The 26,312-nt window shown below is 59.3% G+C and carries 25 protein-coding genes and 1 pseudogene; 16 read left to right on the forward strand and 10 right to left on the reverse strand.

Annotation, left to right across the window (positions count from 1 at the left end; translation table 11 throughout):
* Position 1: 1 nt before the first annotated feature.
* Positions 2–2,125, reverse strand: a complete 2,124-nt coding sequence (locus ACSFE6_RS17505; RefSeq protein ID WP_435428807.1) for a TonB-dependent receptor plug domain-containing protein — start codon at positions 2,123–2,125, stop codon at positions 2–4.
* Between the two features lie 195 nt (positions 2,126–2,320).
* Between ACSFE6_RS17505 and ACSFE6_RS17510 the strand changes: the two genes are divergently transcribed.
* The 9 genes from ACSFE6_RS17510 (at position 2,321) to ACSFE6_RS17550 (ending at position 10,476) form a co-directional block, all read left to right on the forward strand.
* Positions 2,321–3,346: an NAD(P)H-dependent glycerol-3-phosphate dehydrogenase gene (locus ACSFE6_RS17510; RefSeq protein ID WP_435428808.1), complete on the forward strand. Its 1,026-nt coding sequence runs from the start codon at positions 2,321–2,323 to the stop codon at positions 3,344–3,346.
* Positions 3,347–3,376: 30 nt separating this feature from the next.
* Positions 3,377–3,724: a DUF4389 domain-containing protein gene (locus tag ACSFE6_RS17515; RefSeq protein WP_435428809.1), complete on the forward strand. Its 348-nt coding sequence runs from the start codon at positions 3,377–3,379 to the stop codon at positions 3,722–3,724.
* Positions 3,721–4,176, forward strand: a complete 456-nt coding sequence (gene sixA / locus ACSFE6_RS17520) for a phosphohistidine phosphatase SixA (RefSeq protein WP_435428810.1) — start codon at positions 3,721–3,723, stop codon at positions 4,174–4,176. The genes ACSFE6_RS17515 and sixA overlap by 4 nt, the downstream gene beginning before the upstream one ends.
* Positions 4,177–4,376: 200 nt before the next feature.
* A complete protein-coding gene (locus tag ACSFE6_RS17525; protein WP_435428811.1) occupies positions 4,377–6,044 on the forward strand; it encodes an AMP-binding protein in 1,668 nt (555 codons plus the stop codon).
* 32 nt (positions 6,045–6,076) lie between these two features.
* The gene (locus ACSFE6_RS17530) at positions 6,077–6,520 is read left to right on the forward strand and encodes a hotdog fold thioesterase (RefSeq protein ID WP_435428812.1); all 444 of its coding nucleotides are present in this window, start codon (positions 6,077–6,079) and stop codon (positions 6,518–6,520) included.
* Positions 6,521–6,753: 233 nt separating this feature from the next.
* Positions 6,754–7,557, forward strand: a complete 804-nt coding sequence (locus tag ACSFE6_RS17535) for an alpha/beta fold hydrolase (RefSeq protein ID WP_435428813.1) — start codon at positions 6,754–6,756, stop codon at positions 7,555–7,557.
* Positions 7,554–8,408 (forward strand): alpha/beta hydrolase, encoded by an 855-nt coding sequence (locus ACSFE6_RS17540; protein ID WP_435428814.1) that lies wholly within the window; start codon positions 7,554–7,556, stop codon positions 8,406–8,408. Before ACSFE6_RS17535 ends, ACSFE6_RS17540 begins: the two co-directional genes overlap by 4 nt.
* Positions 8,409–8,547: 139 nt before the next feature.
* On the forward strand, positions 8,548–9,354 hold the full coding sequence (locus ACSFE6_RS17545) for a DUF4892 domain-containing protein (protein WP_435428815.1): 807 nt from the start codon (positions 8,548–8,550) through the stop codon (positions 9,352–9,354).
* Between the two features lie 69 nt (positions 9,355–9,423).
* Positions 9,424–10,476, forward strand: coding sequence for an AI-2E family transporter (locus ACSFE6_RS17550; RefSeq protein ID WP_435428816.1), 1,053 nt, complete (start codon positions 9,424–9,426; stop codon positions 10,474–10,476).
* 183 nt (positions 10,477–10,659) lie between these two features.
* Here the strand turns inward: ACSFE6_RS17550 and ACSFE6_RS17555 are convergent, their stop codons facing one another.
* Entirely contained in the window at positions 10,660–11,979 is a 1,320-nt protein-coding gene (locus ACSFE6_RS17555) for a putative porin (protein ID WP_435428817.1), read from the reverse strand.
* A 284-nt stretch (positions 11,980–12,263) separates the two neighbouring features.
* Between ACSFE6_RS17555 and ACSFE6_RS17560 the strand changes: the two genes are divergently transcribed.
* Positions 12,264–13,388, forward strand: a complete 1,125-nt coding sequence (locus ACSFE6_RS17560) for a GNAT family N-acetyltransferase (RefSeq protein WP_435428818.1) — start codon at positions 12,264–12,266, stop codon at positions 13,386–13,388.
* Positions 13,389–13,524: 136 nt separating this feature from the next.
* Here the strand turns inward: ACSFE6_RS17560 and ACSFE6_RS17565 are convergent, their stop codons facing one another.
* From ACSFE6_RS17565 to ACSFE6_RS17580, 4 genes and pseudogenes are all read right to left on the reverse strand, one after another.
* Entirely contained in the window at positions 13,525–15,357 is a 1,833-nt protein-coding gene (locus ACSFE6_RS17565; protein ID WP_435428819.1) for an ABC transporter ATP-binding protein, read from the reverse strand.
* A gap of 93 nt (positions 15,358–15,450) precedes the next feature.
* Positions 15,451–16,008: a peptidylprolyl isomerase gene (locus ACSFE6_RS17570; RefSeq protein WP_435428820.1), complete on the reverse strand. Its 558-nt coding sequence runs from the start codon at positions 16,006–16,008 to the stop codon at positions 15,451–15,453.
* Between the two features lie 3 nt (positions 16,009–16,011).
* Positions 16,012–16,817 (reverse strand): annotated as a pseudogene (locus tag ACSFE6_RS17575) (alpha/beta fold hydrolase).
* 14 nt (positions 16,818–16,831) lie between these two features.
* Positions 16,832–17,755: a LysR family transcriptional regulator gene (locus ACSFE6_RS17580; protein WP_175389166.1), complete on the reverse strand. Its 924-nt coding sequence runs from the start codon at positions 17,753–17,755 to the stop codon at positions 16,832–16,834.
* Positions 17,756–17,805: 50 nt separating this feature from the next.
* Between ACSFE6_RS17580 and ACSFE6_RS17585 the strand changes: the two genes are divergently transcribed.
* The 3 genes from ACSFE6_RS17585 to ACSFE6_RS17595 all read left to right on the forward strand — a co-directional run bounded on the left by ACSFE6_RS17585 (position 17,806) and on the right by ACSFE6_RS17595 (position 20,049).
* Positions 17,806–18,120 (forward strand): 3-phosphoglycerate kinase, encoded by a 315-nt coding sequence (locus ACSFE6_RS17585; RefSeq protein WP_435428821.1) that lies wholly within the window; start codon positions 17,806–17,808, stop codon positions 18,118–18,120.
* A gap of 150 nt (positions 18,121–18,270) precedes the next feature.
* Positions 18,271–18,870, forward strand: coding sequence for an FMN-dependent NADH-azoreductase (locus ACSFE6_RS17590; RefSeq protein WP_435428822.1), 600 nt, complete (start codon positions 18,271–18,273; stop codon positions 18,868–18,870).
* Positions 18,871–19,182: 312 nt separating this feature from the next.
* Positions 19,183–20,049, forward strand: a complete 867-nt coding sequence (locus ACSFE6_RS17595; protein WP_435428823.1) for a carboxylate/amino acid/amine transporter — start codon at positions 19,183–19,185, stop codon at positions 20,047–20,049.
* Positions 20,050–20,227: 178 nt separating this feature from the next.
* On the opposite strand, the gene ACSFE6_RS17600 is transcribed toward ACSFE6_RS17595, so the two are convergent.
* A complete protein-coding gene (locus tag ACSFE6_RS17600; RefSeq protein WP_435428824.1) occupies positions 20,228–21,526 on the reverse strand; it encodes a mechanosensitive ion channel family protein in 1,299 nt (432 codons plus the stop codon).
* 192 nt (positions 21,527–21,718) lie between these two features.
* Here ACSFE6_RS17600 and ACSFE6_RS17605 point away from each other — a divergent pair, with 192 nt between their 5' ends.
* From ACSFE6_RS17605 to arfB, 3 genes are all read left to right on the forward strand, one after another.
* Positions 21,719–23,065 carry a DEAD/DEAH box helicase gene (locus ACSFE6_RS17605; protein WP_435428825.1) on the forward strand — a complete coding sequence of 449 codons (1,347 nt, stop codon included), beginning with the start codon at positions 21,719–21,721 and terminating at the stop codon, positions 23,063–23,065.
* Between the two features lie 152 nt (positions 23,066–23,217).
* Positions 23,218–23,913, forward strand: a complete 696-nt coding sequence (locus tag ACSFE6_RS17610; RefSeq protein WP_435428826.1) for a pentapeptide repeat-containing protein — start codon at positions 23,218–23,220, stop codon at positions 23,911–23,913.
* A gap of 21 nt (positions 23,914–23,934) precedes the next feature.
* On the forward strand, positions 23,935–24,348 hold the full coding sequence (gene arfB / locus ACSFE6_RS17615; protein WP_435428827.1) for an alternative ribosome rescue aminoacyl-tRNA hydrolase ArfB: 414 nt from the start codon (positions 23,935–23,937) through the stop codon (positions 24,346–24,348).
* On the opposite strand, the gene ACSFE6_RS17620 is transcribed toward arfB, so the two are convergent.
* The 3 genes from ACSFE6_RS17620 to ACSFE6_RS17630 form a co-directional block, all read right to left on the reverse strand.
* A complete protein-coding gene (locus ACSFE6_RS17620; RefSeq protein ID WP_435428828.1) occupies positions 24,345–25,538 on the reverse strand; it encodes an MFS transporter in 1,194 nt (397 codons plus the stop codon). The genes arfB and ACSFE6_RS17620 overlap by 4 nt on opposite strands.
* Before the next feature lie 103 nt (positions 25,539–25,641).
* Complete coding sequence (locus ACSFE6_RS17625) at positions 25,642–25,824, reverse strand: hypothetical protein (RefSeq protein WP_435428831.1); 183 nt, start codon at positions 25,822–25,824, stop codon at positions 25,642–25,644.
* Between the two features lie 75 nt (positions 25,825–25,899).
* A complete protein-coding gene (locus tag ACSFE6_RS17630; RefSeq protein ID WP_433736653.1) occupies positions 25,900–26,031 on the reverse strand; it encodes a hypothetical protein in 132 nt (43 codons plus the stop codon).
* Positions 26,032–26,312 lie beyond the last annotated feature (281 nt).

Genomic DNA, 26,312 nt, shown 5'->3' on the forward strand with positions numbered 1-26,312 from the left:
CTTAAAACGCCAGCTCCGCACTGAAGTACATCACCCGGCGCTCGTCGTAGTTGTTGTCGATAAAGGTAGTGGGTTGATTGTCGAGGCGCTGCTGGAGCACGCCGGCCAGTTCCAGGCTGGCCTTGCCCAGGCCAATGCGTTTGGCGATGCGTGTGTCGACCCGCTCGAAGCGGTAACCGTTCAGGGCGTCGTCGCCATAGTAGAAGAGTGCGCTATTCCAGCCCTGGCCCCAGTCCCGCAGCCAACCGGCGGAACCGCTGTTGCGTGCAGTCTGTTGGGTATCTTGTGGGTTGCTTGTGTCCGCATCGACGTAGGCATAGGTCAAGCGCAGCCGATCGGCAAAGCCGATGCGCCAGTCGAGCTGGGTTTCCGCTCCGGAAAAGCGGGCTTTGTTGCTGTTACTGGCGATGAACTGATTGTTGCGCAGCGGTTCGCTGATCATGCCGGTGATTTCGTCGTAGAACAGCTTTACATCGACCGCTAGCCCCGCCTCGGCGAAATAGCCGTTGTAGCCCAGTTCCCGGGAACGCATATGTTCCTGGTCAAGATCGCCCGGGCCGCGTGTCTTGACGAAATAGCGGGCGCTGGAATGGCCGTAGGCTTGGGGCCGCAGGTTGGTGACCTGGTAACTCCAGTTGACGCTGTTCTCGAACATGTCCGGTGAGCGGACGGCTTCGGAATACACCGCACGCAAGCCATGGCGCGGGTTGATCAGATAGTTGACCGCCACCCGCGGGGTCAGCGAGCTACCGATCAACCGAGTGTCTTCGAACATGGCGCCGCCCTGCAGTAACCAGTGTTCGCTGGCGCGCCACTCGAGTTGGCCGAATGCCCGCCAGGTGGTGTCGTCGAGGGTGCCATTGAAGTAGGTCTCGGAATCTGCCCGGTCGTAACGATAGTTCAAGCCGCTGACCAGTCGCAGGCTATCGGACAGGCTCAAGGTGTCTTGCAGCTCAAGGTCGTACCGTGTCTCCCGGGTGCTTTGGTCGATATCGCCGCAAACGGTCTGCCGGGCGCCCTTGCGCCATTGTTCCAGTACCCGATTGGCCAATGTCTGCTGGACAGGATCACCGGCGGGGGCTCCGGGGCCGGTGAATCGCGCGATATTGCGTGCCAGGCGTTCGGTGTAATTGGGGTTGAGCTGCCACAACTCGGTCAATTGAGGGCTGAACGACACCTCGGCATCACAGGCCCGCCAGGTTTGCTGGCGGTCCCAATGCTGGGCCGATCCCTGGAGGTACAGACTGTGATCGGGGTTGATGTCGAGGTTCCAGCGCAGCGAGCCGGCGTAGTCCTTGGCGTTGACGTCGGAATTGTTCCCTGAACTGGTAATCCCGGAAAACACCGGGCGGTAGGTATACGGGCGCTGATTACTGCCTTCCTTGGCATTCAATTGCCAATCGATACTTTGCCGCTCGTTGAGTGTCTGGCTGACGGCGAGGTTAAAGCGGTTCAAACGCCGGCTGTCGCGATAATCCGCGCCGTTGCGGTCGGTGTCGAAACCATCGTCCTGCTGGCCGGACAGGGACAGGCGCAAGTCGCCATCATCCCAGCCCACACCCTGGCTGGCGTAAAAGTCGTTGATGCCGCGCTGGCCACGGGTGACCTTCATTCGCGTGCCATGGCTGTCGGCGGGATGGCGGGTGATGATGTTGACCACCGCCATCAAAGCATTCGCGCCATAGCTGACGGTGTTCGGGCCGCGGAACACTTCGATGCGCTCGATGTCCTCCATGGCCACCGGAATGTCGCTCCAGTCCACCGTGGACAGGCCTGCACGATAGACCGACCGGCCATCGATCAGCACCTGAAGGCGTCGCGCTTCGGTGGCATTGGTGCCGTGATAGTTCACGGCGGCCTGATTGCCGCTGATGTTGCCGACCATCATGCCGGGCACGAGCCGCAGCACTTCACTGATGTCTCGGGCGCCACTGGCGGTGATCAGGGCACTGTCGATCACGGTCATGCTCCCCGGTACGGCGGCCGGCGATTGCTTCAGGCGCGTGGCCGTCAGGACTTGCGGCAACGGGTCGCTGTCGAGAAACAAGTCATCGGCCAGCACTGGCGAGCTGAAGAACAGCGCCAGTACCAATGGCGAGCGGGGTGAAGGCGAAGCCAATGACACAACACATCCTTGTTTATGATCGATGGCGCGCATGTTAACCGAGCCGGATGAGTTTTCCAGTCACGATGTCAGCATTTTCCTCGGTTTTGTTGGACTTCTACACGCCTGTACGGGTAATTGACGCGGGGGCTGGCCGCCACTGGGGCGCTCCGTATAATGCCGGGATTGCCACTGGTATGGATTAACGGATTACATATGACTGAACAGCGCCCGATCGCGGTCCTGGGAGGCGGAAGTTTTGGTACCGCCGTGGCTAACCTGCTGGCCGAAAACGGACATCAGGTCCTGCAATGGATGCGTGACCCGGAACAAGCCGAGGCCATTCGGGTCAATCGCGAAAACCCGCGTTACCTCAAAGGCATCAAGATTTTGCCCGGCGTGACGGCGGTCACTGACCTGCAAGCGACCCTGGAAGCCTGCGACCTGAGTTTCGTCGCGCTGCCATCCAGCGCCTTGCGTTCGGTGCTGGTCCCGCACGCCGAGCTGTTGCGCGGCAAGTTGTTGGTGAGCCTGACCAAGGGCATCGAAGCCCACACCTTCAAACTGATGAGCCAGATCCTCGAAGAGATCGCCCCGCAAGCGCGCATCGGCGTGTTGTCCGGGCCGAATCTGGCTCGTGAAATCGCTGAGCACGCGCTCACGGCTACCGTGGTGGCCAGTGAAGACGAAGAGCTCTGCACGCGTGTTCAAGCCGTGTTGCATGGCCGCACGTTTCGCGTCTACGCCAGCGCCGACCGTTTCGGTGTGGAGTTGGGCGGGGCCTTGAAAAACGTCTACGCGATCATCGCCGGCATGGCCGTGGCGCTGGACATGGGCGAGAACACCAAGAGCATGCTGATCACCCGGGCACTGGCCGAGATGACCCGCTTTGCGGTGAACCAGGGCGCCAACCCCATGACCTTCCTCGGTCTGGCGGGCGTTGGCGATCTGATCGTGACCTGTTCGTCGCCGAAAAGCCGCAACTATCAGGTCGGATTTGCTCTCGGACAGGGCTTGAGCCTCGAAGAGGCAGTCAATCGCCTGGGCGAAGTGGCCGAGGGTGTGAATACACTCAAAGTGCTCAAGGCCAAGGCCCAGGAAGTCGGCGTGTATATGCCGCTGGTCGCCGGGCTTCACGCGATCCTGTTCGAAGGGCGCACGCTTGAACAGGTCATCGGATTGCTAATGCGCGGCGAACCGAAGACCGACGTCGACTTTATTTCCACCAGCGGCTTCAACTGAGCCCTCAACGCAATAGGAACGGAGCGAGACATGAGCGATCAAAAAGTAGAAGCCAAATACGAGTCCATCGTGCTGCGGGTGTTGTGGATGATCGTCTTTGTGCTGGTCTGGCAAGTGGCGCAATTCATCCTTGGCGCCGTGGTGCTGGTGCAATTGATCTATCGTTTGATCTATGGCGCACCGAGCGCCAGCCTGATGAACTTCGGCGACAGCCTGAGCCAGTTTCTGGCTCAGATCGGTCGTTTCGGCAGCTTTCACAGCGACCAGAAGCCCTGGCCGTTCGCCGATTGGCCAGCGCCGCGTACGCCGGAAGGTGAAGCGCCGCACGTCGTGGCGCCGGCTCCGCACCCGGCCCGAGATGAGGAACCCAAGCTATGAAACTCTGGGTATTGCGTCATGGTGAGGCTGTACCGTACGGCTCCACGCCCCACGATTCGGAGCGGGAACTGACGGCCAACGGTCGTGAAGAGGTGCTGCGTGCCGCGGCCAATCTGGTTGGCCAGCCACTCACCGCAATTTATGCCAGTCCTTACATGCGAGCGCAGCAGACCGCGCACCTGGTGAAGGATGTCTTGGGATTCGAACCGGAAATTCGCACCGTTGAGTGGTTGACGCCGGATGTCGATCCCGACAGGGTCACCGATCAATTGAACTCAGTGACCAACGTCTTGCTGGTTTCTCATAATCCGCTGGTGGGGCACCTGATCAGCTATCTGCAACATGGTGCCGGCCATCCACCGGAAAGGGTCAGTACCGCTGGCCTGGCCGAGTTGGAACATGATGAGCTGGTGATCGGGGCGATGAAGCTCAACAGCATCAAACACCCTTGACGTCGGTGAACTGTGGGAGCGAGCCTGCTCGCGATGAGGGAGTATCAATCGCCATCAATGCAGCCTGACACACCGCTATCGCGAGCAGGCTCGCTCCCACTGGGCTATTGGTGTTTGAAAAAAATTGTATGAAATAGCTAACCAAGCACTTGCTTGGTTAGCTACGCTTGCTCCACAACAAAAATAAAGGAGCGAGTCGCATGTCTGCTGCTTTTCGTTTGCCGCTGGACGTTTTCTACGAGCGTGAGACCCGTCATCCCCGTCAACGCTTCATGGTCCAGCCCATCGGCGGCGGGCAGGTCGAAACCCTGACCTGGGCCGACGTTGGCCATCAGGCCCGTTGCGCAGCGCATTGGCTGCGGGCGCGGGAATTGCCCCAGGGCAGCCACATTGCCCTGATCTCGAAAAACTGTGCGCACTGGATCATTGCCGATCTGGCGATCTGGATGGCCGGACATGTGTCGGTGCCGCTGTACCCCAACCTCACCGCCGAGTCCGTGGCCCAGGTGCTGGACCATTCGGAAGCGGCGCTGGCCTTCATCGGCAAACTCGACGACTGGCCCGGCATGTCCCGCGGGGTCAGCCCGGACCTGGTGACCATCAGTCTGCCACTGCATCCGCCGGGCGACTTCAATTTCAATTGGGCCGATCTGCAACGTAGCTCGCCGATCCAGGACGACCCTAGACCCGGCCCCGATCAACTCGCGACCATCATCTACACCTCCGGCACAACCGGCATGCCCAAAGGGGTGATGCACAGTTTCGGCAATCTGGGGTTCGCCACCACTCACGGTACGCAATTGTTTGGCCTCAATGAGTCGGATCGCCTGCTGTCTTATCTGCCGCTGTGCCACGTTGCCGAAAGGATGTTCGTCGAACTCGCCTCGATCTATACCGGACAAACCGTGTTTTTTGCCGAAAGCCTCGACACTTTCCTCGACGACTTACGCCGTGCCCGGCCGACGGCAATGTTTGGTGTACCGCGCATCTGGACCAAGTTCCAGATGGGCGTGTACAGCAAGATCCCGGCGAAACGCCTCGACTTCCTGCTTGGCCTGCCCATCATCGGCAAGCGTGTCGGGCAAAAAGTCCTTGCCGGGCTGGGGCTCGATGCCTTACGCGTGGCGTTGTCCGGCGCCGCGCCAGTGCCGCTGACTTTGTTGCGCTGGTATCAGAAGCTTGGGCTCGACGTGCTGGAGGTTTATGGCATGACCGAAAGCTGCGGTTATTCGCACATCTGCCTGCCAGGCCAATACAAGGAAGGCTGGATCGGCAAGCCATGCCCGGAAGTCGAAGTGCGGATCGACGACGCAGGCGAAGTCCAGGTGCGTAGCGGTGCGACCATGCTTGGGTATTTCAAGGAACCGCAGAAAACCGCCGACACCATTACCGAGGATGGATTCCTGCGCACCGGCGACAAAGGCGAGCAGGATGCCGAAGGTAACCTGCGCTTGACCGGGCGCTTGAAGGAGATTTTCAAGACCAGCAAGGGCAAATACGTGGCCCCGGCCCCCATCGAAAATCGCCTGGCGGTGCATTCATGTATCGAGCAGGTGTGCGTGGTGGGCGATGGTTTGAGCGCGCCGTTGGGCTTGTGTGTGCTCTCGGCTGTGGGGCAGCAGGACGCGGGGGGAACCGCACGGGCCGGGCTCCACTCCAGCCTGGAAAAACTCCTGGAGGAGGTCAATGGCGCCCTCGATAAACACGAACGCTTGCGGCGCCTGGTGGTGGTCAAGGACAGTTGGGCCGTGGAAAACGGCTTCCTTACGCCGACCCTGAAGATCAAACGCAACGTGATCGAAGCCGCCTACGGCGCCCGCTTCGAAGAATGGAGCGAGCGCAGCGAATCGGTGCTGTGGCAGGATTGATCCACGAATAAAACCAACAAGGAAAATCTGCGATGAGTCTGTGGCGTACCACTCCCAACATCGAACAGTTGAATGCTTTCCAGAAAAACACCATCGGCGAAGTGCTGGATATCCGCTTCGAGGCTGTCGATGATGACTCCTTGACCGCCAGCATGGTCATCGACCACCGCACCCATCAACCTTATGGTTTGCTGCATGGCGGCGCTTCGGTGGTGCTGGCCGAAACCGTCGGTTCCATGGCCAGTTTCCTGTGCATCGATTCCAGCAAGTTCTACTGCGTGGGCCTGGAAATCAACGCCAACCATCTTCGCGGCTTGCGCAGTGGACGGGTGACGGCGGTGGCCAAGCCGATCCACATCGGCCGCACGACCCATGTCTGGGACATCCGATTGACCAGCGATGAAGGCAAGGCCAGCTGCGTGTCGCGCTTGACCATGGCGGTGGTGCCGTTGGGTGAAAATCCGCCGGTGCGTTGAAACCGATCCCTGTAGGAGCGAGCTTGCTCGCGATGGTCGTTAACGATAACGCTGAGAGCCTGACACCCCGCAGCGTTCTTGAGTCCATCGCGAGCAAGCTCGCTCCTACAGTAAAGGGATCTGTATTCGCATGGCCGGACTGTCATCATTCCTGTCAGTTACGGTCATTGCTGTAGGGCGCCGTCTTACCGACAATCAACGCCTGTTCTTTCTTGCTCATGGATTTGCCGGTTATGTCGCAACAGATATTTTTCGCTCACGCCAATGGATTCCCCTCGGGCACCTACGGCAAGTTGTTCGCGGCGCTGGCGCCCGAGTATCAGGTGACGCATCTGGAGCAACATGCCCACGATCCGCGTTTTCCGGCGGACGATAACTGGTACAACCTGGTGGATGAACTGATCCATCACCTGGAGCAGCAACCGGAGCCCGTGTGGGGCGTGGGCCATTCCTTCGGCGGCGTACTGCACCTGCACGCCGCGTTACGTTGCCCCGAGCTGTATAGAGGCGTGGTCATGCTCGATTCCCCGGTGCTGACCCGTACTGATCAATGGGTGATCCGTGCCGCCAAGCGTTTCGGCTTCATCGATAAATTGACGCCGGCGGGCCGTACGCTGGGGCGACGGGAAGAGTTTGCGGATCTCGACAGTGCCCGTCGCTATTTCTCCGGCAAAACCCTGTTTAGCGGCTTCGATCCGGAGTGTTTCGACGCCTACCTGCAATACGGTTTGCAGCAGGTCGGCGACAAATTACGCCTGCGTTTCGATCCAGCCACCGAAATCAGCATTTACCGCGGCGTGCCCCATACCAGCCCTGGTCGCACCGGGCAATTGAAAGTGCCGCTGGCGCTGGTTCGCGGACACAAGAGCCGAGTGGTGATGCGCCATCACGCGAGTTCGGTCGGGCGCATGCCCCGGGGCGAATCCCTGACCATGCCCGGTGGCCACATGTTTCCCCTTGAACGCCCTCAGGACACGGCAGCGATGCTGAAGAGCCTGTTCAGTCGCTGGGACGGCCGCCAGCAGGATTGCGCATGAGCAACGTCGTCGAAGAAGTCCGCCTGAGCCTGCCGCACATCGAGCTGGCGGCACACCTGTTCGGTTCCGAAGACGGTTTGCCGGTCATTGCCCTGCATGGCTGGCTCGACAACGCCAACAGCTTCGCCCGACTGGCGCCGAAGCTCAAAGGCTTGCGCATCATCGCGCTGGACATGGCCGGACACGGCCACTCCGGGCATCGCCCGGCGGGTGCCGGCTACGCGATGTGGGACTATGCCCACGATGTACTGCAAGTTGCCGAACAGCTGGGTTTGAAACGGTTTGCGCTGATGGGGCACTCCATGGGGGCGATCGCCTCCCTGATCATTGCCGGGTCGCTGCCGGACCGTGTCACACACCTGGCGTTGATCGACGGCGTCATTCCGCCTACCGACAAAGGTGAAAATGCTGCCGAGCGCATGGGCATGGCCTTGCAGGCGCAGCTGGATCTACGGGACAAGCGCAAGCCGGTCTACACGACGCTGGAACGGGCCATCGAGGCGCGAATGAAGGGGCTGGTGGCGGTCAGTCGCGAAGCCGCCGAACTGTTGGGCCAACGTGGCTTGATGCCGGTGTCGGGGGGATATACCTGGCGCACCGACAATCGCCTCACGCTGCCGTCGCCGCTGCGCATGACCACTGAACAAGCCATGGCCTTCGTCCATCGCGTCACCTGTCCTGCAAAACTGGTGGTTGCCGCTGACGGCATGCTCGCCAAACATCCTGAATTGCTGGAGCGTCTACCCTTTAGTCGTGAACAGCTGCCAGGTGGCCATCATTTGCACCTGAATGATGAGTCCGGTGCCGATCTTGTCGCAGACTGTTTCAATAGGTTCTTCACCGTTCCTTGACTTGCAACGGGCAACTGTCGAGGCTGGGTGGGTTGAAACGGGAGACAACCATGACGGATCCATACACCTCTGCAACCCCCAATGACCACAAGGTCATTTCTGATAACGCCCAAGCCATCCTGACCCGATGAGTCTATCGATGCGTTATCTCAGTCTGTTGGCGCTGTGCAGTTTCAGTTCCTTATCCTTTGCCGCTGATGTACCAGGCAGTCAGGACCTGCCGATCGTGCCGCGCATGGTCGATGCACAGATCGTCGACTATCGCCCCGCGGCTGAACTCGAGCGGATTTATCCGCTCGGTTCGATCCGCAAGATCAGCGGCCAGTTGCGCTTCGATGGTCAGGTCAATGCCCGTGGCACTGCCACGTCAGTGACCTATGAGTTGCCGCCGGAGCATTCTGCGACGCAAGCCTTCACGGCGGCCCGGGAAGCCTTGCAAAATCAGGACGCACAGTTGCTGTTCTGGTGCCAGGCCCGTGATTGCGGTGAAAGCAGCCTGTGGGCCAACGAGGTATTTGGCAACGCCAAGCTCTACGGCGCTGACAATGAACAAGCGTATCTGCTGTTGCGCCTGGCGGCGCCGAAAGACAACACATTGGTAGCGCTTTACAGCATCACCCGTGGCAACCGCAAAGCCTACCTGCACGTTGAACAGTTCGATGCCGCCGCTCCACTGGGTGATTTGCTGCCGACCTCCGCAACCCTGTTGCGCGAACTCAAAAGCACCGGCGAACTCGACTTCCCCAAGCTGATCAATGCGCCAGATGACACCTGGCTGCGATTGATTTCCCGTGGCCTGAACCTGGACACGACGCTGCGGGTCAGTGTTTCCGGGCCGAATGCCGAAGCCTGGCGGCAGGCATTGATCGACCAGGGTGTACGTGCGGCCCGGATGGAAACCGGCAGCTCCGAAGGCTCTGGCCTGCATATCCAGCTGCTGCGATAAGCGTTATCAGGCGAGCGCTTTCCATGCGTTCGCCTACTCTTTTGCTGACTGATTTATTAGAGATTTCAGATGATCAATAACGATCGGCTATTGGTGCAGATCCTGCTCCTGGTGCTGTTTGGGGCAAGCTTCTGGGTGATGGCGCCGTTCTGGTCGGCGTTGTTCTGGGGCGCGGTGCTGGCGTTCGCCAGTTGGCCACTGATGCGCTTGCTGACCCGTTGGCTCAATGGACGTGAATCCCTGGCGGCAGCGGTGTTGACCGTAAGCTGGATGGTCCTTGTGGCGGCGCCATTGGTGTGGCTGGGGTTCAACCTGGCGGATCACGTGCGCGATGCCGTGGCGTTCATCAAGGATGTGCAGGTCGAAGGCCTGCCGGAAGCACCGGCCTGGCTGGCCAGCATTCCGTTGGTGGGCGGGCGATTGACGGCGATCTGGAACAGTGTCGATCAGCAAGGCGCGGCGATGATGGTGTCGCTCAAGCCCTATTTGGGTCAGGTCGGAAACTGGTTGCTGGCGCGTAGCGCTCAGATTGGCGGCGGCATTCTCGAACTCACCTTGAGCATTGTCTTCGTGTTCTTTTTCTACCGTGACGGGCCTCGGCTGGCGGCGTTTGTCCAAAGTTTGCTGGAGCGCCTGATCGGCCACCGTGCCCGCTATTACATCGAACTGGTGGCTGGCACCGTGCAGCGGGTGGTGAACGGAGTGATCGGAACGGCGGCAGCACAGGCCGTCCTGGCGCTGATCGGGTTCCTGATTGCCGGAGTGCCGGGGGCGCTGGTGCTCGGCATCGTGACGTTCATGCTCAGCCTGATTCCGATGGGGCCGCCGCTGGTGTGGATTCCCGCCACGGCTTGGCTGGCCTGGAAAGGCGAGTATGGGCTGGCGGTATTTCTCGGCATCTGGGGCATGTTCATCATCAGTGGCGTGGACAACGTCCTCAAGCCTTACCTGATCAGTCGTGGCGGGAATTTGCCATTGGTGATCGTGCTGCTGGGGGTGTTCGGCGGGTTGATCGCGTTCGGTTTCATCGGCCTGTTCATCGGTCCGACGTTGCTGGCGGTGGCGTACAGCTTGTTGACCGACTGGAGCAAAAGTCAGAAGCGGGTCGAAGACCGTCGCTGATATCAGGCGGGATTACGCAGGGGATGAAAACAGACTCGCGTTGGTCCGGCGGACGGATGATGGGGACCGTCGGACCAACGCAAGGCTGAATGGAAGCAGCTTCAAGCGGCAAGCTACAAGCTGAAAGTAGTGCGCGTGAGCTTTTAGCTTGTGGCTTAAAGCTTGAAGCTTGTTGCTGCCACTTTAGAACTTCGCTTCGGCATCCAGTTGCAGGGTGTCGATGTCGGAGTCCTTCAGGTTGGCGTTGGTGAAGTCGGAGTTAGCCATGAAGTAAGTGGCGCCGAGGGTGAAGTTCTTGTCCAGCTCGTAACTCACTTTCAACTTGCTGCCGCGCGATCCGGTGAAACCGTTGGCGAAGTCGGAGTCGGTGAAGGCACCCACGACCGAGTTACGCTGCACGTCGCGGTAGTTGTAGTCCACGCCGAAACCGTAGATTTTGGTCTTCACACCGGCCAGCCAGGCAGTGTCCTGATCGTTGCTGGCATCCTTGTTGTTGACGTACTGACCGTACAACGAGAGCGGTACTGCCAGGCCACTGATATCCAGTTGACCGAAGCCTTCGTACAGTTTGAACTGCTCGTTCGGGCTGTTGCCGTTGATGGCCAGTTGCCCTGGAATGACGCCGGCGACCGGGGTGATGTCGTTGTCGTTGTCGTAGCCGTAGACGCTGCCGCCCAGTGTCAGTTTCAGGTTGTCGGTGATACCGAAGCGTGCACCCAACTGACCGGCGTACAGACGCAGGTCGTGCTTGAACTGCACGCCGTCGCCGTCGACGTTGTCCTTGAGGGTGTAGTGACCGGCGCTACCGAACAGTTCGGTGCTGCCACCGCCCAGCGGGTACTTGTACGATACCGACAGACCTTCCGGGCTGATGTCGCTATCCCAGATGACGTCGCCCATGCTCACCCATTGCTGCGGCATCTTGCCGCCAACGATGTGCAGGTTCTTGATGGCGTCGGGGTGGTAGTCGACGTAACCCTGGTCCAGCCAGATTTGCTTCTTGTCGAAGTAGTTGTCCAGGCTCTGGTTGGTGGAGCGCGGGTCATCGTTGTTGCCGGTGGCGATACGGATACCGGTGTCGACCTGCGGGTTGATTTCGGTGTAGGCACCCAGGCGGGCACGAATGCGCTGACGATCCTGGTCTTTATTGTTCGATACGCCATCGTTATGGACGTTTTCCTGACGGAAACGCACATCGCCCTTGAATTGGGTCTTGGCGGCCCACGCCAGTTTCTGGTCGAAGGTGCTCAGCTCGTTGGTTTTCTTCGCGGTGGCCGCGATCTGCTCGTTGGTCTCTTGCTGGGCCTGACGGGCGATTTGCTGTTCTTTCTGATCCTTGGCCAGCTCGGCTTGCAGTTCGCTGTACTGCGCGTTGGTAATCGAGCCGTTTGCCTTGAGCATGTCGAGCAGTTTGGCGTCGACTGCGGCGCTGGCCGGAACGCTCATGGCCAGCAGCAGGCCACCGCACAAGGCCGCCGCAGTTTTCGTGGAAGCAAGACGCATATCAATCTCCGAAGATGAGAGTGGATGACTGAGCCATCCAGGGCACAACCGACCATTGACGGACGGAAAACAGTGGCCGGTGCTATAACCCGGCGCTCTAAAAACAGGCGCCAGTATCGCGATGGTTTATTACAGGGCAGTGGCAATGTGATGGCATGTCAATGACGATACAAAGTCTTCGCGAACTATTGAGTTAGAGCGCTGTCGTCGATTTTCGGGTGTGTAAAGGAGGGTGATGGGCGATACTCGCGGGGTTTTCACGCCATGCATGAGTGAGAGTGGTGATGCCGTTGCAACGTCTGCAAAGCTTGTCCGAAATCGACCCGCAAATCTGGGATGCCCTGGTGCCCGAGACGCAGCCGTTTCTGTGTCATGCTTTCCTGAGCGCGCTGGAAGACAGTGGCAGCGTCGGCCCCCATTCCGGTTGGCAGCCCGAACATTTGCTGCATGTCGAAGGTGACCGGCTGATCGCCGCATTGCCCAGCTACCGCAAATGGCACTCCTATGGCGAATACGTGTTCGATCACGCCTGGGCCGATGCCTGCGAACGCGCCGGCATCGACTACTACCCCAAACTCTTGACTGCCGTGCCGTTCAGTCCGGTCAGCGGCCCGCGCTTGCTGGCCGCCAATGTCGAAGATGGTTTCGAACTCTTGAAAGGCCTGCCGGGCTATCTGGAGATCGAACAACTCTCCAGTGCCCACATCAATTTCACAGATCCGTTTACCGATGCTGCGTTGGCCGAGCAACCGGGTTGGTTGCAACGCATTGGCTGTCAGTACCATTGGCAGAATCGTGGTTACCGGGACTTCCAGGATTTCCTTGACGCCCTGAGTTCGCGCAAGCGCAAGCAGATGCGCAAGGAGCGCGAGCAAGTGGCGGGGCAGGGGTTTGAATTCGAATGGCTTGAAGGTCGGCAATTGACTCAGGAGCAGTGGGATTTTGTCTATGCCTGCTATGCCAACACTTATGCGGTGCGTCGGCAAAGGCCCTACCTGACGCGGGAATTTTTCAGCCTGCTGGCCGAGCGCATGCCGCAATCGATTCGTGTGGTGTTGGCCAATCAAGGCTCACGGCCGGTGGCGATGGCGTTCAGTCTGGTGGGGGGCGACAGTTTCTACGGCCGTTACTGGGGCTGTCTGGCGGAGTTCGATCGCCTGCATTTCGAGACCTGTTTCTACCAAGGCATGGACTACGCGATTGCCAACGGCTTCCAGCGTTTCGATGCCGGTGCCCAGGGTGAGCACAAGTTGATTCGTGGGTTTGAACCGGTGATTACCCATTCCTGGCATTACCTGCGGCATTCGGGGTTGAAGGCGGCGGTCAAAGACTTTCTCCATCAGGAGCGGGCCGGGGTGCTGGCATATGCCGAAGAGGCGAGGATAGCGTTGCCTTATCGACAGGCTTGAACGCTATCCCCTTGTAGGAGCGAGCTTGCTCGCGATGAACCTGAGATCACCATGGGGTGTCAGGCCCCCCGCGTCATCGTTGACGACCATCGCGAGCAAGCTCGCTCCTACAGGGGAATTGCGATGAACATGAGATCTAGTCGATCCCGACAAACCCTCCCGTCTGATGCTGCCACAGTCGCGCATACAAGCCGCCCAACGCCAGCAGCTCGGCATGGCTGCCGGTTTCGGCGATCTTGCCGTTCTCCAGCACCACCAACCGGTCCATCCGGGCAATGGTCGAGAGGCGGTGGGCGATGGCAATCACGGTTTTGCCCTGCATCAGGGTTTCCAGGCTTTCCTGGATCGCCGCTTCGACTTCCGAATCCAGCGCCGAGGTGGCTTCGTCCATGATCAGGATCGGCGCGTCCTTGAGCAGCACGCGGGCGATGGCGATCCGCTGACGCTGGCCACCCGAGAGTTTTACCCCGCGTTCACCGACATGGGCATCGAACCCGATGCGGCCTTCGGCGTCCGATAGCGTGGGAATGAACCCGTCGGCCCGCGCCTTGTGAACAGCCTCCCAGAGTTCGCTGTCGGTCGCGTCGGGCTTGCCGTAAAGCAGGTTGTCGCGGATCGAACGATGCAGCAGGGATGTGTCCTGGGTGATCATGCCAATGCGTTCGCGCAGGCTTTCCTGGCTGACATCGGCAATGTTCTGGCCGTCGATGAGGATGCGTCCGCTTTCCACGTCGTAGAGTCGCAGCAGCAGGTTCACCAAGGTCGATTTGCCGGCACCGGACGGGCCGATTAGTCCGATTTTCTCTCCGGGCCTGATGGTCAGGTTGAGGTCGTCGATGACCCCGCTGTGTTTGCCGTAATGGAAGTCCACGTCTTCGAACCGCACTTCGCCCCGGCCCACGGCCAGTGGCTTGGCCTGGTCGCGGTCGGTGACGCTGACCGGTTGCGAAATGGTTTGCAGACCGTCCTGAACCATGCCGATGTTTTCGAAGATGCCGGTAACCACCCACATGATCCAGCCGGACATGTTGACGATACGGATCACCAGGCCGGTGGCCAGGGCGATCGCGCCCACGGTGATCAGCGATTGCGTCCACAACCACAGGGCCAAGCCGGTGGTGCACACGATCAGCAGGCCGTTCAGGCTGGTGATGACTACGTCCATGCTGGTGACGACGCGACCGGCCATCTGGGCTTTTTCCGTTTGTTCCTTGATCGCTTCGCGGGCGTACTGCTGCTCGTAGTTGGTGTGGGCAAACAGCTTCAGGGTGGTGATGTTGGTGTAACCGTCGACGATCCGCCCCATGAGTTTTGAGCGGGCATCGGAAGACCTCACCGAGCGGTCCTTGACCCGTGGTACGAAGTAGTAGAGGGAACCGATAAAAGCGGCGATCCAGGTCAGCAGTGGAATCATCAGGCGCCAGTCGGCTTCGGCGAACAGCACCAGCGAGCTGATGGCGTAGATCAGCACGTGCCAGAGGGCATCAACCGCCTGTACGGCAGAGTCGCGCAAGGAGTTGCCGGTTTGCATGATGCGCTGGGCGATGCGCCCGGCGAAATCGTTCTGGAAGAAATTCAGGCTCTGCTTGAGCACGTAACTGTGGTTTTGCCAGAGGATCATGCTGGTCATGCTGGGACTGAGGGTCTGGTGCACCAGCAAGTCATGGAGGCCGACGAAGACCGGGCGCAGGATCAGCGCCACCACTACCATCCAGGTCAGTTCGAGGCCGTGTTCCTTGAAGAAATCGGTATTGGGTGTGCCTTGGGCCAGGTCGATGATGCGGCTCAGGTAACTGAACAGCGCCACCTCGACCAATGCGGCGAACAGGCCGACCACCAGCAGGGCGGCGAAACTCGGCCAGACCTGCTTGAGGTAATAGGTATAGAAAGGCCAAACCCGATTTGGCGGTGCGGCGCTCGGGGCGTCGCGGAAGATGTCGATCAGTTTTTCAAAACGGCGATAAAGCATCGGTTTTCCACCCGCGAACGGGCACTCCTTTAAACGGTTTGAGCGTTGCCGGCAGCACCGGCAACGGCTCGGACATCCCTGTCCAGCTTAGTCTCAGTCGATGCGCTTGGCCGACTTGATGAACACCGGGTCGGCCGGTACATCCTTCATGCCGCTGCGTACAGTGGTTGGCGAGTTGACGATGATGTCGACCACGTCCATGCCTTTGACCACTTTGCCGAACACCGCGTAGCCGTCACCCTGGTCAAGAAAGTCGTTGTCCTTGACGTTGATGAAAAACTGGCTGGTGGCCGAATCCGGCACCGAGGTGCGGGCCATGGACAAGGTGCCGCGAACGTTGTGCAGGCCGTTCTTCGATTCGTTCTTGATCGGCGCCTTGGTGTCTTTTTGCTGCATGGTCTGGGTAAAGCCGCCGCCCTGGACCATGAAGCCCGGAATCACCCGGTGGAAAATCGTGTTGTTGTAGAAACCGCTGTCCACGTACTCAAGGAAGTTCTTGGTACTGATCGGGGCCTTGACCGGGTCCAGTTCGATTTCGATCTGGCCGTTGGTGGTTTCCAGCAGAACATGCGGCGCCTTGGCAGGCGTTGCCGCCATCAGGTTGGCGGCAAACAGAACGGAACCGGCGGCGAGGGCGATTTTTTTCAGCATGGGTCAGTGATCCTGAGTGGGGTGGTGTCGACTGCGGTGAGAAACTCGAGCAGTGTCTGGTTGAAGTGTTCGGGCTGGTCCAGCGGGGTGGCGTGACGCGAATCGGCGATCACTACCAGCCGCGCATCGGGCAGCCGTTTTACGTAGTTTTCCTTCAGCGAGACCGGTGTGTAGTCACGGTCGGCGCTGACGACGAGGGTTGGACAGGACACTTTTGAAAGTCGTTCCTGAACGCCCCAGCCAACGATGGCATCGAAGCTGGCGAGATAAGCATGTTTGTCGTTTTTTGCCCAGCGCTCGGCCATCTTTTGACGCAAATCCGCCTGCTCCGGTTTGGGGAACAATTTGCCTCCCAGGGCTTTGCCGATGGTGTGCAAGCTGAGGACCCGCATCAGGCTCCAGCGTTTGAACCACTGCCAGTAATCGTCGCGGCTGCGCAGTTTGACCTCTGGCGCGCTGTTGACGATGCACAGGCTTTTGAGCAGCTGCGGCTGATCCACCGCCAATTGAAAACCGATCATGCCGCCCATGGACAGGCCCACGTAATGGACCGGACCAAGGTTCAGATGCTCGATCAGCGCGACCAGATCGGCACTGAAACCGGCGATGCTGTAGCGCTCGCGGGGTTTGTCGGAGCGTCCGTGGCCACGCACATCGGGAACGATCACCCGGTAGCGGGTCGCCAGCGCGGGAATCTGTTTTTCCCAGTCCAGGGTGCTGGAGCCCAGGCCGTGGACCAGCAGCAACGGCGTGCCGTGGCCATATTCCTCATAGTGCAGGTTGCAACCTTCGTGTTCGAAATACGCCATGAATACACTCCGTGTCAGGCTTGTTCGGGGGCGGCGAAAGGTGCGTCCAGCGGCGCGGTGTCGAAGGTGCGCAGCAATTCGACGAGAATCTGCGTCGCCGGGCCCAGGGGCTTGTCCTTGTTCGAATACAGGAAAAAACTCGGGTTACGGCTGCCGCCCTGGTCCAACGGTAGCAGCTTGAGCGTACCTTCCCGCAATTCCCGTTCGATCATGTGCCTTGGCAACCAGGCGAAACCCAGGCCGCTGCTGACGAAGGTGGCGGCGGTCGCCAGGCTGCCGACGGTCCAGCGTTGTTCGGCACCGAGCCAGCCGACATCCCGTGGCTGTTGGCGACCGGAGTCGCGGATGACCACTTGCAACTGGCTTTCCAAATCCTGGAAGTTCAGTTCGCGGTTGAGGCGGTGCAAGGCGTGTTCGGGGTGGGCGACGGCAACGAATTCTACGTCGCTCAATTCCGCGCCCAAATAACCGGGAATGCTGAAACCGCTGATGGCCAGGTCGGCCACGCCTTCGAGCAGCACTTCTTCCACGCCCGACAAGACTTCCTCACGCAGACGCACCCGGCAGCCACGGCTTTGCGGCATGAATGCGGTCAGCGCGCGGACGAGGCGGGCGCTGGGGTAGGCGGCATCGACCACCAGGCGTACTTCGGCTTCCCAGCCTTGTTCCATGTGATGGGCCAGGTCTTCCAGCTGACTGGCCTGTTTCACCAGTTGCCGGGATCGACGCAGCAATACGCCACCGGCTTCGGTGAGTACCGCTTTACGGCCATCGATACGCAATAGCGGCACGCCGAGCTGGTCCTGCATGCGCGCCACGGTATAGCTGACGGACGATTGCGAGCGGTGCAGCGCTTCGGCGGCCTGGGCGAAACCACCGTGGTCGACCACGGCCTGAAGCGTTCGCCATTGATCAAGGGTCACGCGGGGCGCTTTCATGATGGACTCCTGTTGTCCTAAGCTGCGCAGTTCTTATTGGAGACTGCTGCATGAAAAAAATCGTTTGTTTAATGCTGGCGATGTTGCCGGTGACGGCGTTTGCTTATCCGATCGACGTACAAAAAGAACTCAATGGCCTGAAGATCGACTACACCACCTACGCCTCCGATTACGACATGGGGTCGATGACCGTGAACAACTACGGTGACACGGCCGCCGAATGCGCGGTGGTGTTTCGCAATGGTCCCGAATCGCCAAAGACCCGCCGGGTCAATCTGGATGCCGGTAAAAGCGCCAACCTTTCAGCCAAGTTCAATCGAAAAATCATCAAGCTGTACATCAGCATGACCTGCAAGCCGCAATGACCGCCAGCGGAGCAGGCCAATCGGCCATGCTCCGCTTATAAACGAATTTATTGATCGGTTATAGCAGTTTTTTGTGCTTTTTGATCGATTCAATCCTGTTTAACCTTCACTCCATCGACTTACAGCCTTCTCAGATGGAGCCTACATCCCATGTCCCGTGTTCTGATCATCGAAAGCAGTGCCCGCCAGCAAGACTCGGTTTCCCGTCAACTGACCCAGACCTTCATCAACCAGTGGAAAGCCGCGCACCCGAAAGACGAAATCACCGTGCGTGACCTGGCTGTCAATCCGGTGCCGCACCTGGACATCAACCTGTTGGGCGGCTGGATGAAACCCGCCGATCAGCGCAGCGACATCGAACAGCTTTCCCTGGAACGCTCCAACCAGTTGACCGACGAATTGCTGGCTGCCGACGTGCTGGTGATGGCGGCGCCCATGTACAACTTCGCCATTCCGAGCACCCTCAAAGCCTGGCTCGACCATGTGCTGCGGGCCGGCGTGACTTTCAAGTACACCGAAACCGGTCCCCAGGGTTTGCTCAGTGGCAAGCGTGCGTACGTGCTGACGGCCCGCGGCGGCATCCACGCCGGGGCTCCATCGGATCACCAGGAACCGTACCTGCGTCAGGTCATGGGCTTCATCGGCATCCACGATGTCACCTTCATTCACGCCGAAGGCATGAACCTGGGTGGTGGCTTCCAGGAGAAAGGCCTGAACCAGGCAAACGCCAAGCTTTCGCAGGTGGCCTGATGTTAATCGCCAGATAATCGCTGGATGGTCTAGTGACCTGGCGCAACCCTTCAAGCCTGTACGCGCATCGAACCTCCCTTTGCACTTTTTGCTCCTGAGTGCTGTAGCCCGATTGAACGCTTTAGCGAGATCGGGCTTTTTTTTGCCTGCGATTTGATGAATATGCACAGACCTTTGTGGGAGCGAGCCCGCTCGCGAATGCGGTGGGTCAATCGACATTGATGTCGACTGGCATTCCTTCTTCGCGAGCCGGCTCGCTCCCACAAAAGCAGAAAACCCGCTATCGTCGCCGCCATCCAAAATGAGGCGAGCATGGGCTATCTACTTTTTGTCACGCTGATCCAGGCGTTTTCCTTCAGTTTGATCGGCGAATACCTGGCCGGTCATGTCGACAGTTATTTCGCGGTGCTGGTGCGCGTACTGCTGGCGGGACTGGTGTTCATTCCGTTGACGCGCTGGCGTTCGGTGGAACCGGCCTTCATGCGCGGCATGTTGCTGATCGGCGCGTTGCAGTTTGGCGTGACCTATGTCTGCCTGTACTTGAGCTTCCGCGTGCTGACGGTGCCGGAAGTGCTGCTGTTCACCATTCTTACGCCGTTACACGTGACCCTGATCGAAGACGCACTGAATCGCCGTTTCAATGCCTGGGCGCTGATTGCCGCGTTGGTGGCCGTAGCGGGCGCGGCGGTGATTCGCTACGACCGCATCAATCCGGACTTCTTCATGGGGTTCCTGTTGCTGCAACTGGCCAACTTCACCTATGCCTCCGGGCAAGTGCTCTATAAGCACCTGGTGGCGCGGCACCCGAGCGACCTGCCGCATTACCGGCGCTTCGGCTATTTCTATCTGGGCGCGTTGGCGGTGGCATTGCCGGCGTTCCTGCTGTTCGGCAAACAGAACTTTCTGCCTGAAGCACCGCTGCAATGGGGGGTGTTATTGTTCCTCGGTCTGGTTTCGACCGCGCTGGGGCTCTATTGGTGGAACAAAGGCGCGTGCATGGTCAATGGCGGAACGCTGGCGGTGATGAATAACCTGCATGTCCCCGTGGGATTGCTGGTCAATCTGCTGATCTGGAATCAGCATGAGGAGCTGGGGCGGTTGTTGCTGGGCGGATCAGTGATTCTGCTGGCGGTGTGGATCAGTCGGTTGGGTATCCGCCAAACCGCAATCGCACACTGAATCCCCTGTGGGAGCGAGCTGTGGCGAGGGGATTTATCCCCGTTGGGTCGCGAAGCGGCCCTGAACCTGTGAAAGCAATGTCTCAGATAATTCGCGTTCACCTGGTTTGCGACTGCTTCGCAGCCGAACGGGGATAAATCCCCTCGCCACAGCTTGCTCCCACAAAGGGGGCATAGGATTACATGATGTGCTTTTCGGCTTCGGGAATATGGCTCGCACCCAGCACCGCCGGCAACAAACCGGCGCGTAGATCCGTACCACTGGGCTGCTGATAAAGGCTCAAACCAAACTCCGGGAGCACCGCCAGCAAGTAATCGAAGATATCCCCCTGAATCCGCTCGTAATCAGCCCACGCCGTGGTGCGGGTAAAGCAGTAGATTTCCAGGGGGATGCCCTGGGCCGTGGTCTGCATTTGTCGAACCATGCAGGTCATGTTCGGCTGGATCTCCGGGTGGCTCTTCAGATACGCCAGCGCGTACGCGCGAAAAGTCCCGATATTGGTCATGCGTCGACGGTTGGCCGACATGGCCGCGACATTGCCTTGGGCTTCATTCCAGGCCTTGAGCTCGGCTTGTTTGCGAGTGATGTAGTCCGTCAGCAAATGCACCTGAGACAGTTTCTGTTCTTCGTCATCGCGGATGAAACGCACGCCGCTGGCATCGATGAACAGGCTGCGCTTGATCCGTCGGCCACCGGACTGCTGCATGCCGCGCCAGTTCTTGAACGACTCGGACATCAGGCGCCAGGTCGGGATGGAAACGATGGTCTTGTCGAAATTCTGTACCTTGACCGTGTGCAGGGTGATGTCCACCACATCGCCATCAGCGCCCACCTGGGGCATCTCGATCCAGTCGCCAACCCTCAGCATGTCGTTACTGGTCAGCTGCACACTGGCGACAAACGACAGCAGCGTGTCCTTGTAAACCAACAGGATCACCGCCGACATGGCACCCAGACCCGACAGTAGCAACAGTGGTGAGCGGTCGATCAGGGTGGCGACGATGATGATCGCGCCAAAAATGTACAAAACCATTTTCGCCAGTTGCACGTAGCCTTTGATCGAGCGGGTGCGGGCGTGTTCGGTGCGGGCGTAGATGTCCAGCAAAGCATTGAGCAGCGCGCTCACCGCCAGCATCAGGAACAGAATGGTGAAGGCCAGCGCCACGTTACCGAGGAAGATCAGCGCGGTTTTACTCAGCTCCGGCACCAGGTGCAGCCCGAACTGGATCACCAGCGACGGGATGGTCTGCGCCAGGCGCTGAAAAACCTTGTTGTGACGGAAATCGTTGATCCAGTGCAAGGCTGGTTGACGGCCCAGAATTTTGCTGGCGTGCAGGACCAGGTAGCGTGCCACTCGTCCGAGCAGCAAAGCGATCACCAGAAGTACCACCAGCGCCAGGCCGGAATGCAGGAGCGGGTGCTGATCGAGGGTGCCCCAAAGGTCTTGGATGTTGAGCCAGAGCTGTTTGATATCCATGGGTAGAAACGATTCTTCTGTAAGACGCGACAGGCGATTAGAGCATTTAAGACGCTTTGTATTACGTTCGATGACAAATCAGGCAACAAAAAAGCCACTGTTTACGCTCGATTGCATAAAGAAACTCGGCCTTCGCGCTCGAAACCGTTACCCTATGCAGCTGATTTTTTGCATTTCTTCGAGGTAGCACCCGTGTTTTCCGAATTCGCCCTGCACGAACGCCTGCTCAAAGCCGTGGCCGAACTGAAATTTGTCGAGCCAACGCCTGTGCAAGCAGCGGCTATTCCGCTGGCGCTCCAGGGGCGTGACCTGCGGGTGACTGCGCAAACCGGTAGCGGCAAGACCGCTGCTTTCGTATTGCCGATCCTCAACCGCCTGATCGGCCCGGCCAAGATCCGCGTCAGCATCAAGACCCTGATCCTGCTGCCGACCCGTGAGCTGGCCCAGCAGACCTTGAAGGAAGTTGAACGCTTCTCGCAGTTCACCTTCATCAAGTCCGGCCTGATCACCGGCGGAGAAGACTTCAAGGTCCAGGCCGCCATGCTGCGCAAGGTGCCGGACATCCTGATCGGTACGCCGGGTCGGATGATCGAGCAACTGAACGCTGGCAACCTCGACCTGAAGGAGGTCGAAGTACTGGTGCTGGACGAAGCCGACCGCATGCTCGACATGGGGTTCGCCGAAGACGTGCAGCGTCTGGTGGACGAATGCCCGAACCGTCAGCAGACCATGCTGTTCTCCGCCACCACCGGTGGTTCGGGGCTGCGCGAAATGGTCGCCAAGGTGTTGAACAACCCTGAGCACCTGCAACTCAACGCGGTCAGCCAACTGAACGAGACCACTCGTCAACAGATCATCACCGCCGACCACAACCAGCACAAAGAACAGATCGTCAATTGGCTGCTGGCCAACGAGACCTATCAGAAGGCGATTATCTTCACCAATACCCGGGCCATGGCCGACCGTATCTACGGCCGACTGGTGGCACAGGAATACAAGGCATTCGTGCTGCACGGTGACAAGGACCAAAAGGATCGAAAACTGGCGATCGACCGTTTGAAGCAGGGCGGTGTGAAGATCCTGGTGGCAACCGACGTTGCCGCTCGCGGTCTGGATGTCGACGGCCTGGACCTGGTGATCAACTTCGATATGCCGCGCAGCGGCGACGAATACGTACACCGCATCGGTCGTACTGGCCGTGCCGGCAACGATGGCCTGGCCATCTCGCTGATCTGCCACGGCGACTGGAACCTGATGTCGAGCATCGAGCGCTACCTCAAGCAGAGCTTCGAGCGTCGCACCATCAAGGAAGTCAAAGGCACCTACGGCGGACCGAAAAAGGTCAAGGCCTCGGGCAAGGCCGCTGGCGTGAAGAAGAAAAAGACTGATGCCAAGGGCGACAAGAAAAAAGTCGCCGCCAAGACCCCGACCAAGCGCAAGAGCGCCAACCGCCCGAAGGCCGACGCTCCGTCGCTGGTCAGCAAGGATGGCATGGCCCCGCTCAAGCGCCGCAAGCCACAGGCGCCAGCGGCTGAATAAGCACTGGAGCTGAGAAAAAATGCCCGTATCGCAAGATGCGGGCATTTTTCTTATTGTGTTACATCCAGTTGAAAACCGGTTTCTTTGCCTGCGGTCCTACGCGGGCGCGCGATAGACTGCCCGCCGACAATTCACTCAGGCAGGAGCCAGATATGAACGAAGGGCAAACACCCTATGAAATCGAAGGCACAACGCTCGGGCGTGAAGACGTTCAGGCGTTGATCAAGCAGCACAACAGGCCGTTGCGTTTCATCGGTGTCGATTTCACCGATGCTGACTTGTCGAGATTGGCGCTCGATGGTTGCGAATTCCAGCGTTGCATCCTGCTGCGTAGCCAATTTCTCGGCGCGCGGTTGGAAGGCACGCAATGGACAGGGTGTCGGGGGGCGCACGCGGTTTTCGAAGCAGCGCATCTGCTGGAGGCAGCATTCAATAACTGTGATTTGAACAACACGCGATGGCAGCGAGCCAGGTTGGCGCAGGTTGCTTTCAATGGATGCAAACTGACGGGCGCCAATTTCAGTCATTGTTCTAGCCTGGGGCTTTCATTCAATGAAACCCGGCTTAACAGCGCCTTTTTGCCGGGAATGTCCTTCGCCAGAAGTACACTCAATAGCCTGGACTTTTCTGAGGCAGACTTGAGCGACGCTGATTTTCGAAAAGCCGAGTTTGTCGATTGCAGCCTGGCCCATGCGCGTATCAATGGGGCGACATTCGTCGGTGCGGACTTAAGAGGAGCCGATTTGAGCGGTTTCCGGCTCAATGATGCCAAACTGTTCAAGGGGGCGGTGATTTCCCGCGCGCAGGCGTCAATGCTGTTGTCGGAACTGGGGTTATCTGTCGCATAGCGGCTTGAGGTAGTGATTTCCATGCTGGTGATTTCCAACAATGTGCAGCTGCCGGATGCCGAAATTGAGTTAACCGCCATCCGCGCCCAGGGCGCTGGTGGGCAGAACGTCAACAAGGTCTCCAGTGCCGTGCATTTGCGCTTCGACATACCGGCTTCGTCCTTGCCCGAGTTCTACAAGGAGCGGCTGCTGGCGCTACGCGACAGCCGCATCACCAGCGACGGCGTGCTGATCATCAAGGCTCAGCAATTCCGGACCCAGGAGCAGAACCGTGCCGATGCGCTTGAGCGTTTGGTCGAGTTGATCCTCAGTGCCACCAAGGTGGAAAAGAAACGCCGTCCGACCAAGCCAACCCTCGGTTCGAAAACCCGGCGGCTCGAATCCAAGAGCAAGCGCAGCAACATCAAGGCCGGACGTGGCAAGGTGGATTTCTAGCCCCGGGCTTCGCGGTTCTTCGGTGCTTGCTGGTACAGGTAAATGCAGAGCGTCAAGCTGCTGACCGCAGCCAACGCGGCAAACAGGAAGATCGACGCAAAACCGAACCCCGCTGCCACCGCGCCGGCCAGTGGCCCGGTGATTCCCAGCGACAAATCGATGAACAGTGAATAGGCCCCGACCGCTGCGCCGCGACTGGAGGCCGGCACCAGATTCACTGCTTCGACGCCCAGCGCCGGAAACACCAGGGAGAAGCCGAATCCGCTCAACGCCGCGCCGGCCAATGCCCAATGGGCGTCCGGTGCCAGCCACAGCAGCAACAGGCCCAGGGTTTCCACCGACAAGCAGGCAATCGCCACGCGAAAGCCACCCAAGCGGTTGATCAGGTTGCCGAACAACAATCGCGCACCGATGAAGCTGGCGCCGAACAGGCTCAGGCACAACACCGCGTTATCCCAATGTTGAGTGGCGTAATACAAGGTGATGAACGTGGCGATGGTGCCGAAGCCGATGGAGCCCAACGCCAAGCCACAGCCGTGAGGCAAGACTCGCCCGAGCACGTGCATGAACGGCAAGCGTTCACCTGCGACGATTGGCGCGGCGGTTTTCGGCCAGGCCAGCAGCAGGCCGAACAGCGCCAGCATCACAATGCTCACGCCCATGCTCCACAAGCCCAGTTTTCCGACCAGCCACACACCCAGCGGAGCGCCGACCGCCAGTGCGCCGTAACTGGCGATGCCGTTCCAGGAAATGACTTTCGCGGTATTCGCCGCACCGACCCGGCCGATGCCCCAGCCAATGGAACCGGAGCCTACCAGGCTTTCCGCGCTGCCCAGTACCAGCCGGCCGATGAACAGGCTGATCAGGCTCAACGTTGGCAGGCTTTGGGTCCAGGCGGAAATCAGCATGAACACGCCGCTCAAACCGCAACCGGCCAGGCCATACATCACCGCCAGTTTGCTGCCCTTGTTATCGATTATTTTCCCGGCGTAGGGACGGCTGAGCAGGGTAGCGAGGTATTGCACGCTGATCACCAGCCCCGCGATCACTGCGCCGAAGCCCAACTCGCTATGGACGTAACCGGGCAATACCGCCAAGGGAATGCCGATGTTCAGATAGCCGATAAAGGTAAACAGGACGATAGAAACAACTTGCAGCGTGACCGTCAGGGGGCGCTGGTTTTCAGGCATGGGTAAAGATCCACGGGAAAGCAGGATTAGATAGGCTGCTTATGATAACGGCGCTAGCGTGCGTGGGTTATGAAAAAGTAAAACTATTTACCGGGCGGGGCCGTCAAGGCTTGGCAGGTGCTACCAGTTGCGTGGTGACCAAGGCGGCCAAAGCATTTTCCTCGCTGCCGAAACGGGCCAACAATGCGGCTTGTTTCTCGGGGGGCAGGCGATTCCAGATCTCGATCATTTTTTCGGCGGTGCCGATCAGGACGCTGGCTTGCTCTTCGCTGAATTCATCGGTCATGGGGTGGGACTCAGGGTTCAGGCAGTGTGGAAAGCGCATGTTAGCGCTTTCCACACGGTCTGTACGGCGGGTGTTTCAGTCTTCGCTGTCGGCCTTGCGGCTGTCAGTGGCTTCTTTCGGCTGGGGCTGTTGGGCACCGGCTTGCTGCGTGGTCGTCTGCTCAGGTACGTGCAGGCTTGGGAAGGGGAGATTAGGAATCTCGTGCATAGTCGCGCTCCTCGCTAAGTCTGTTGATAGATCTGGTAGATCCGCGCTTTCAAAAAGCCTGGGAAGGATACAGCACGGGAAATGACAATCAGACTTTTATATCCATTTGTTTCGACGAATGGGGTTGTCTAGACAGGATTGTATGGGGCAAATAAAGCCAATGTGGGAGCGGGGGGGGGGGGGGGGGGGGGGGGGGGGGGGGGGGGGGGGGGGGGGGGGGGGGGGGGGTCGGGGGGGGGGGGGGGGGGGGGAAAGGAGGGGGGGGGGGGGGGGGGTGGGTG

Source organism: Pseudomonas baetica (assembly GCF_051216495.1).
GTDB classification, from domain to species: Bacteria; Pseudomonadota; Gammaproteobacteria; order Pseudomonadales; family Pseudomonadaceae; genus Aquipseudomonas; species Aquipseudomonas baetica_B.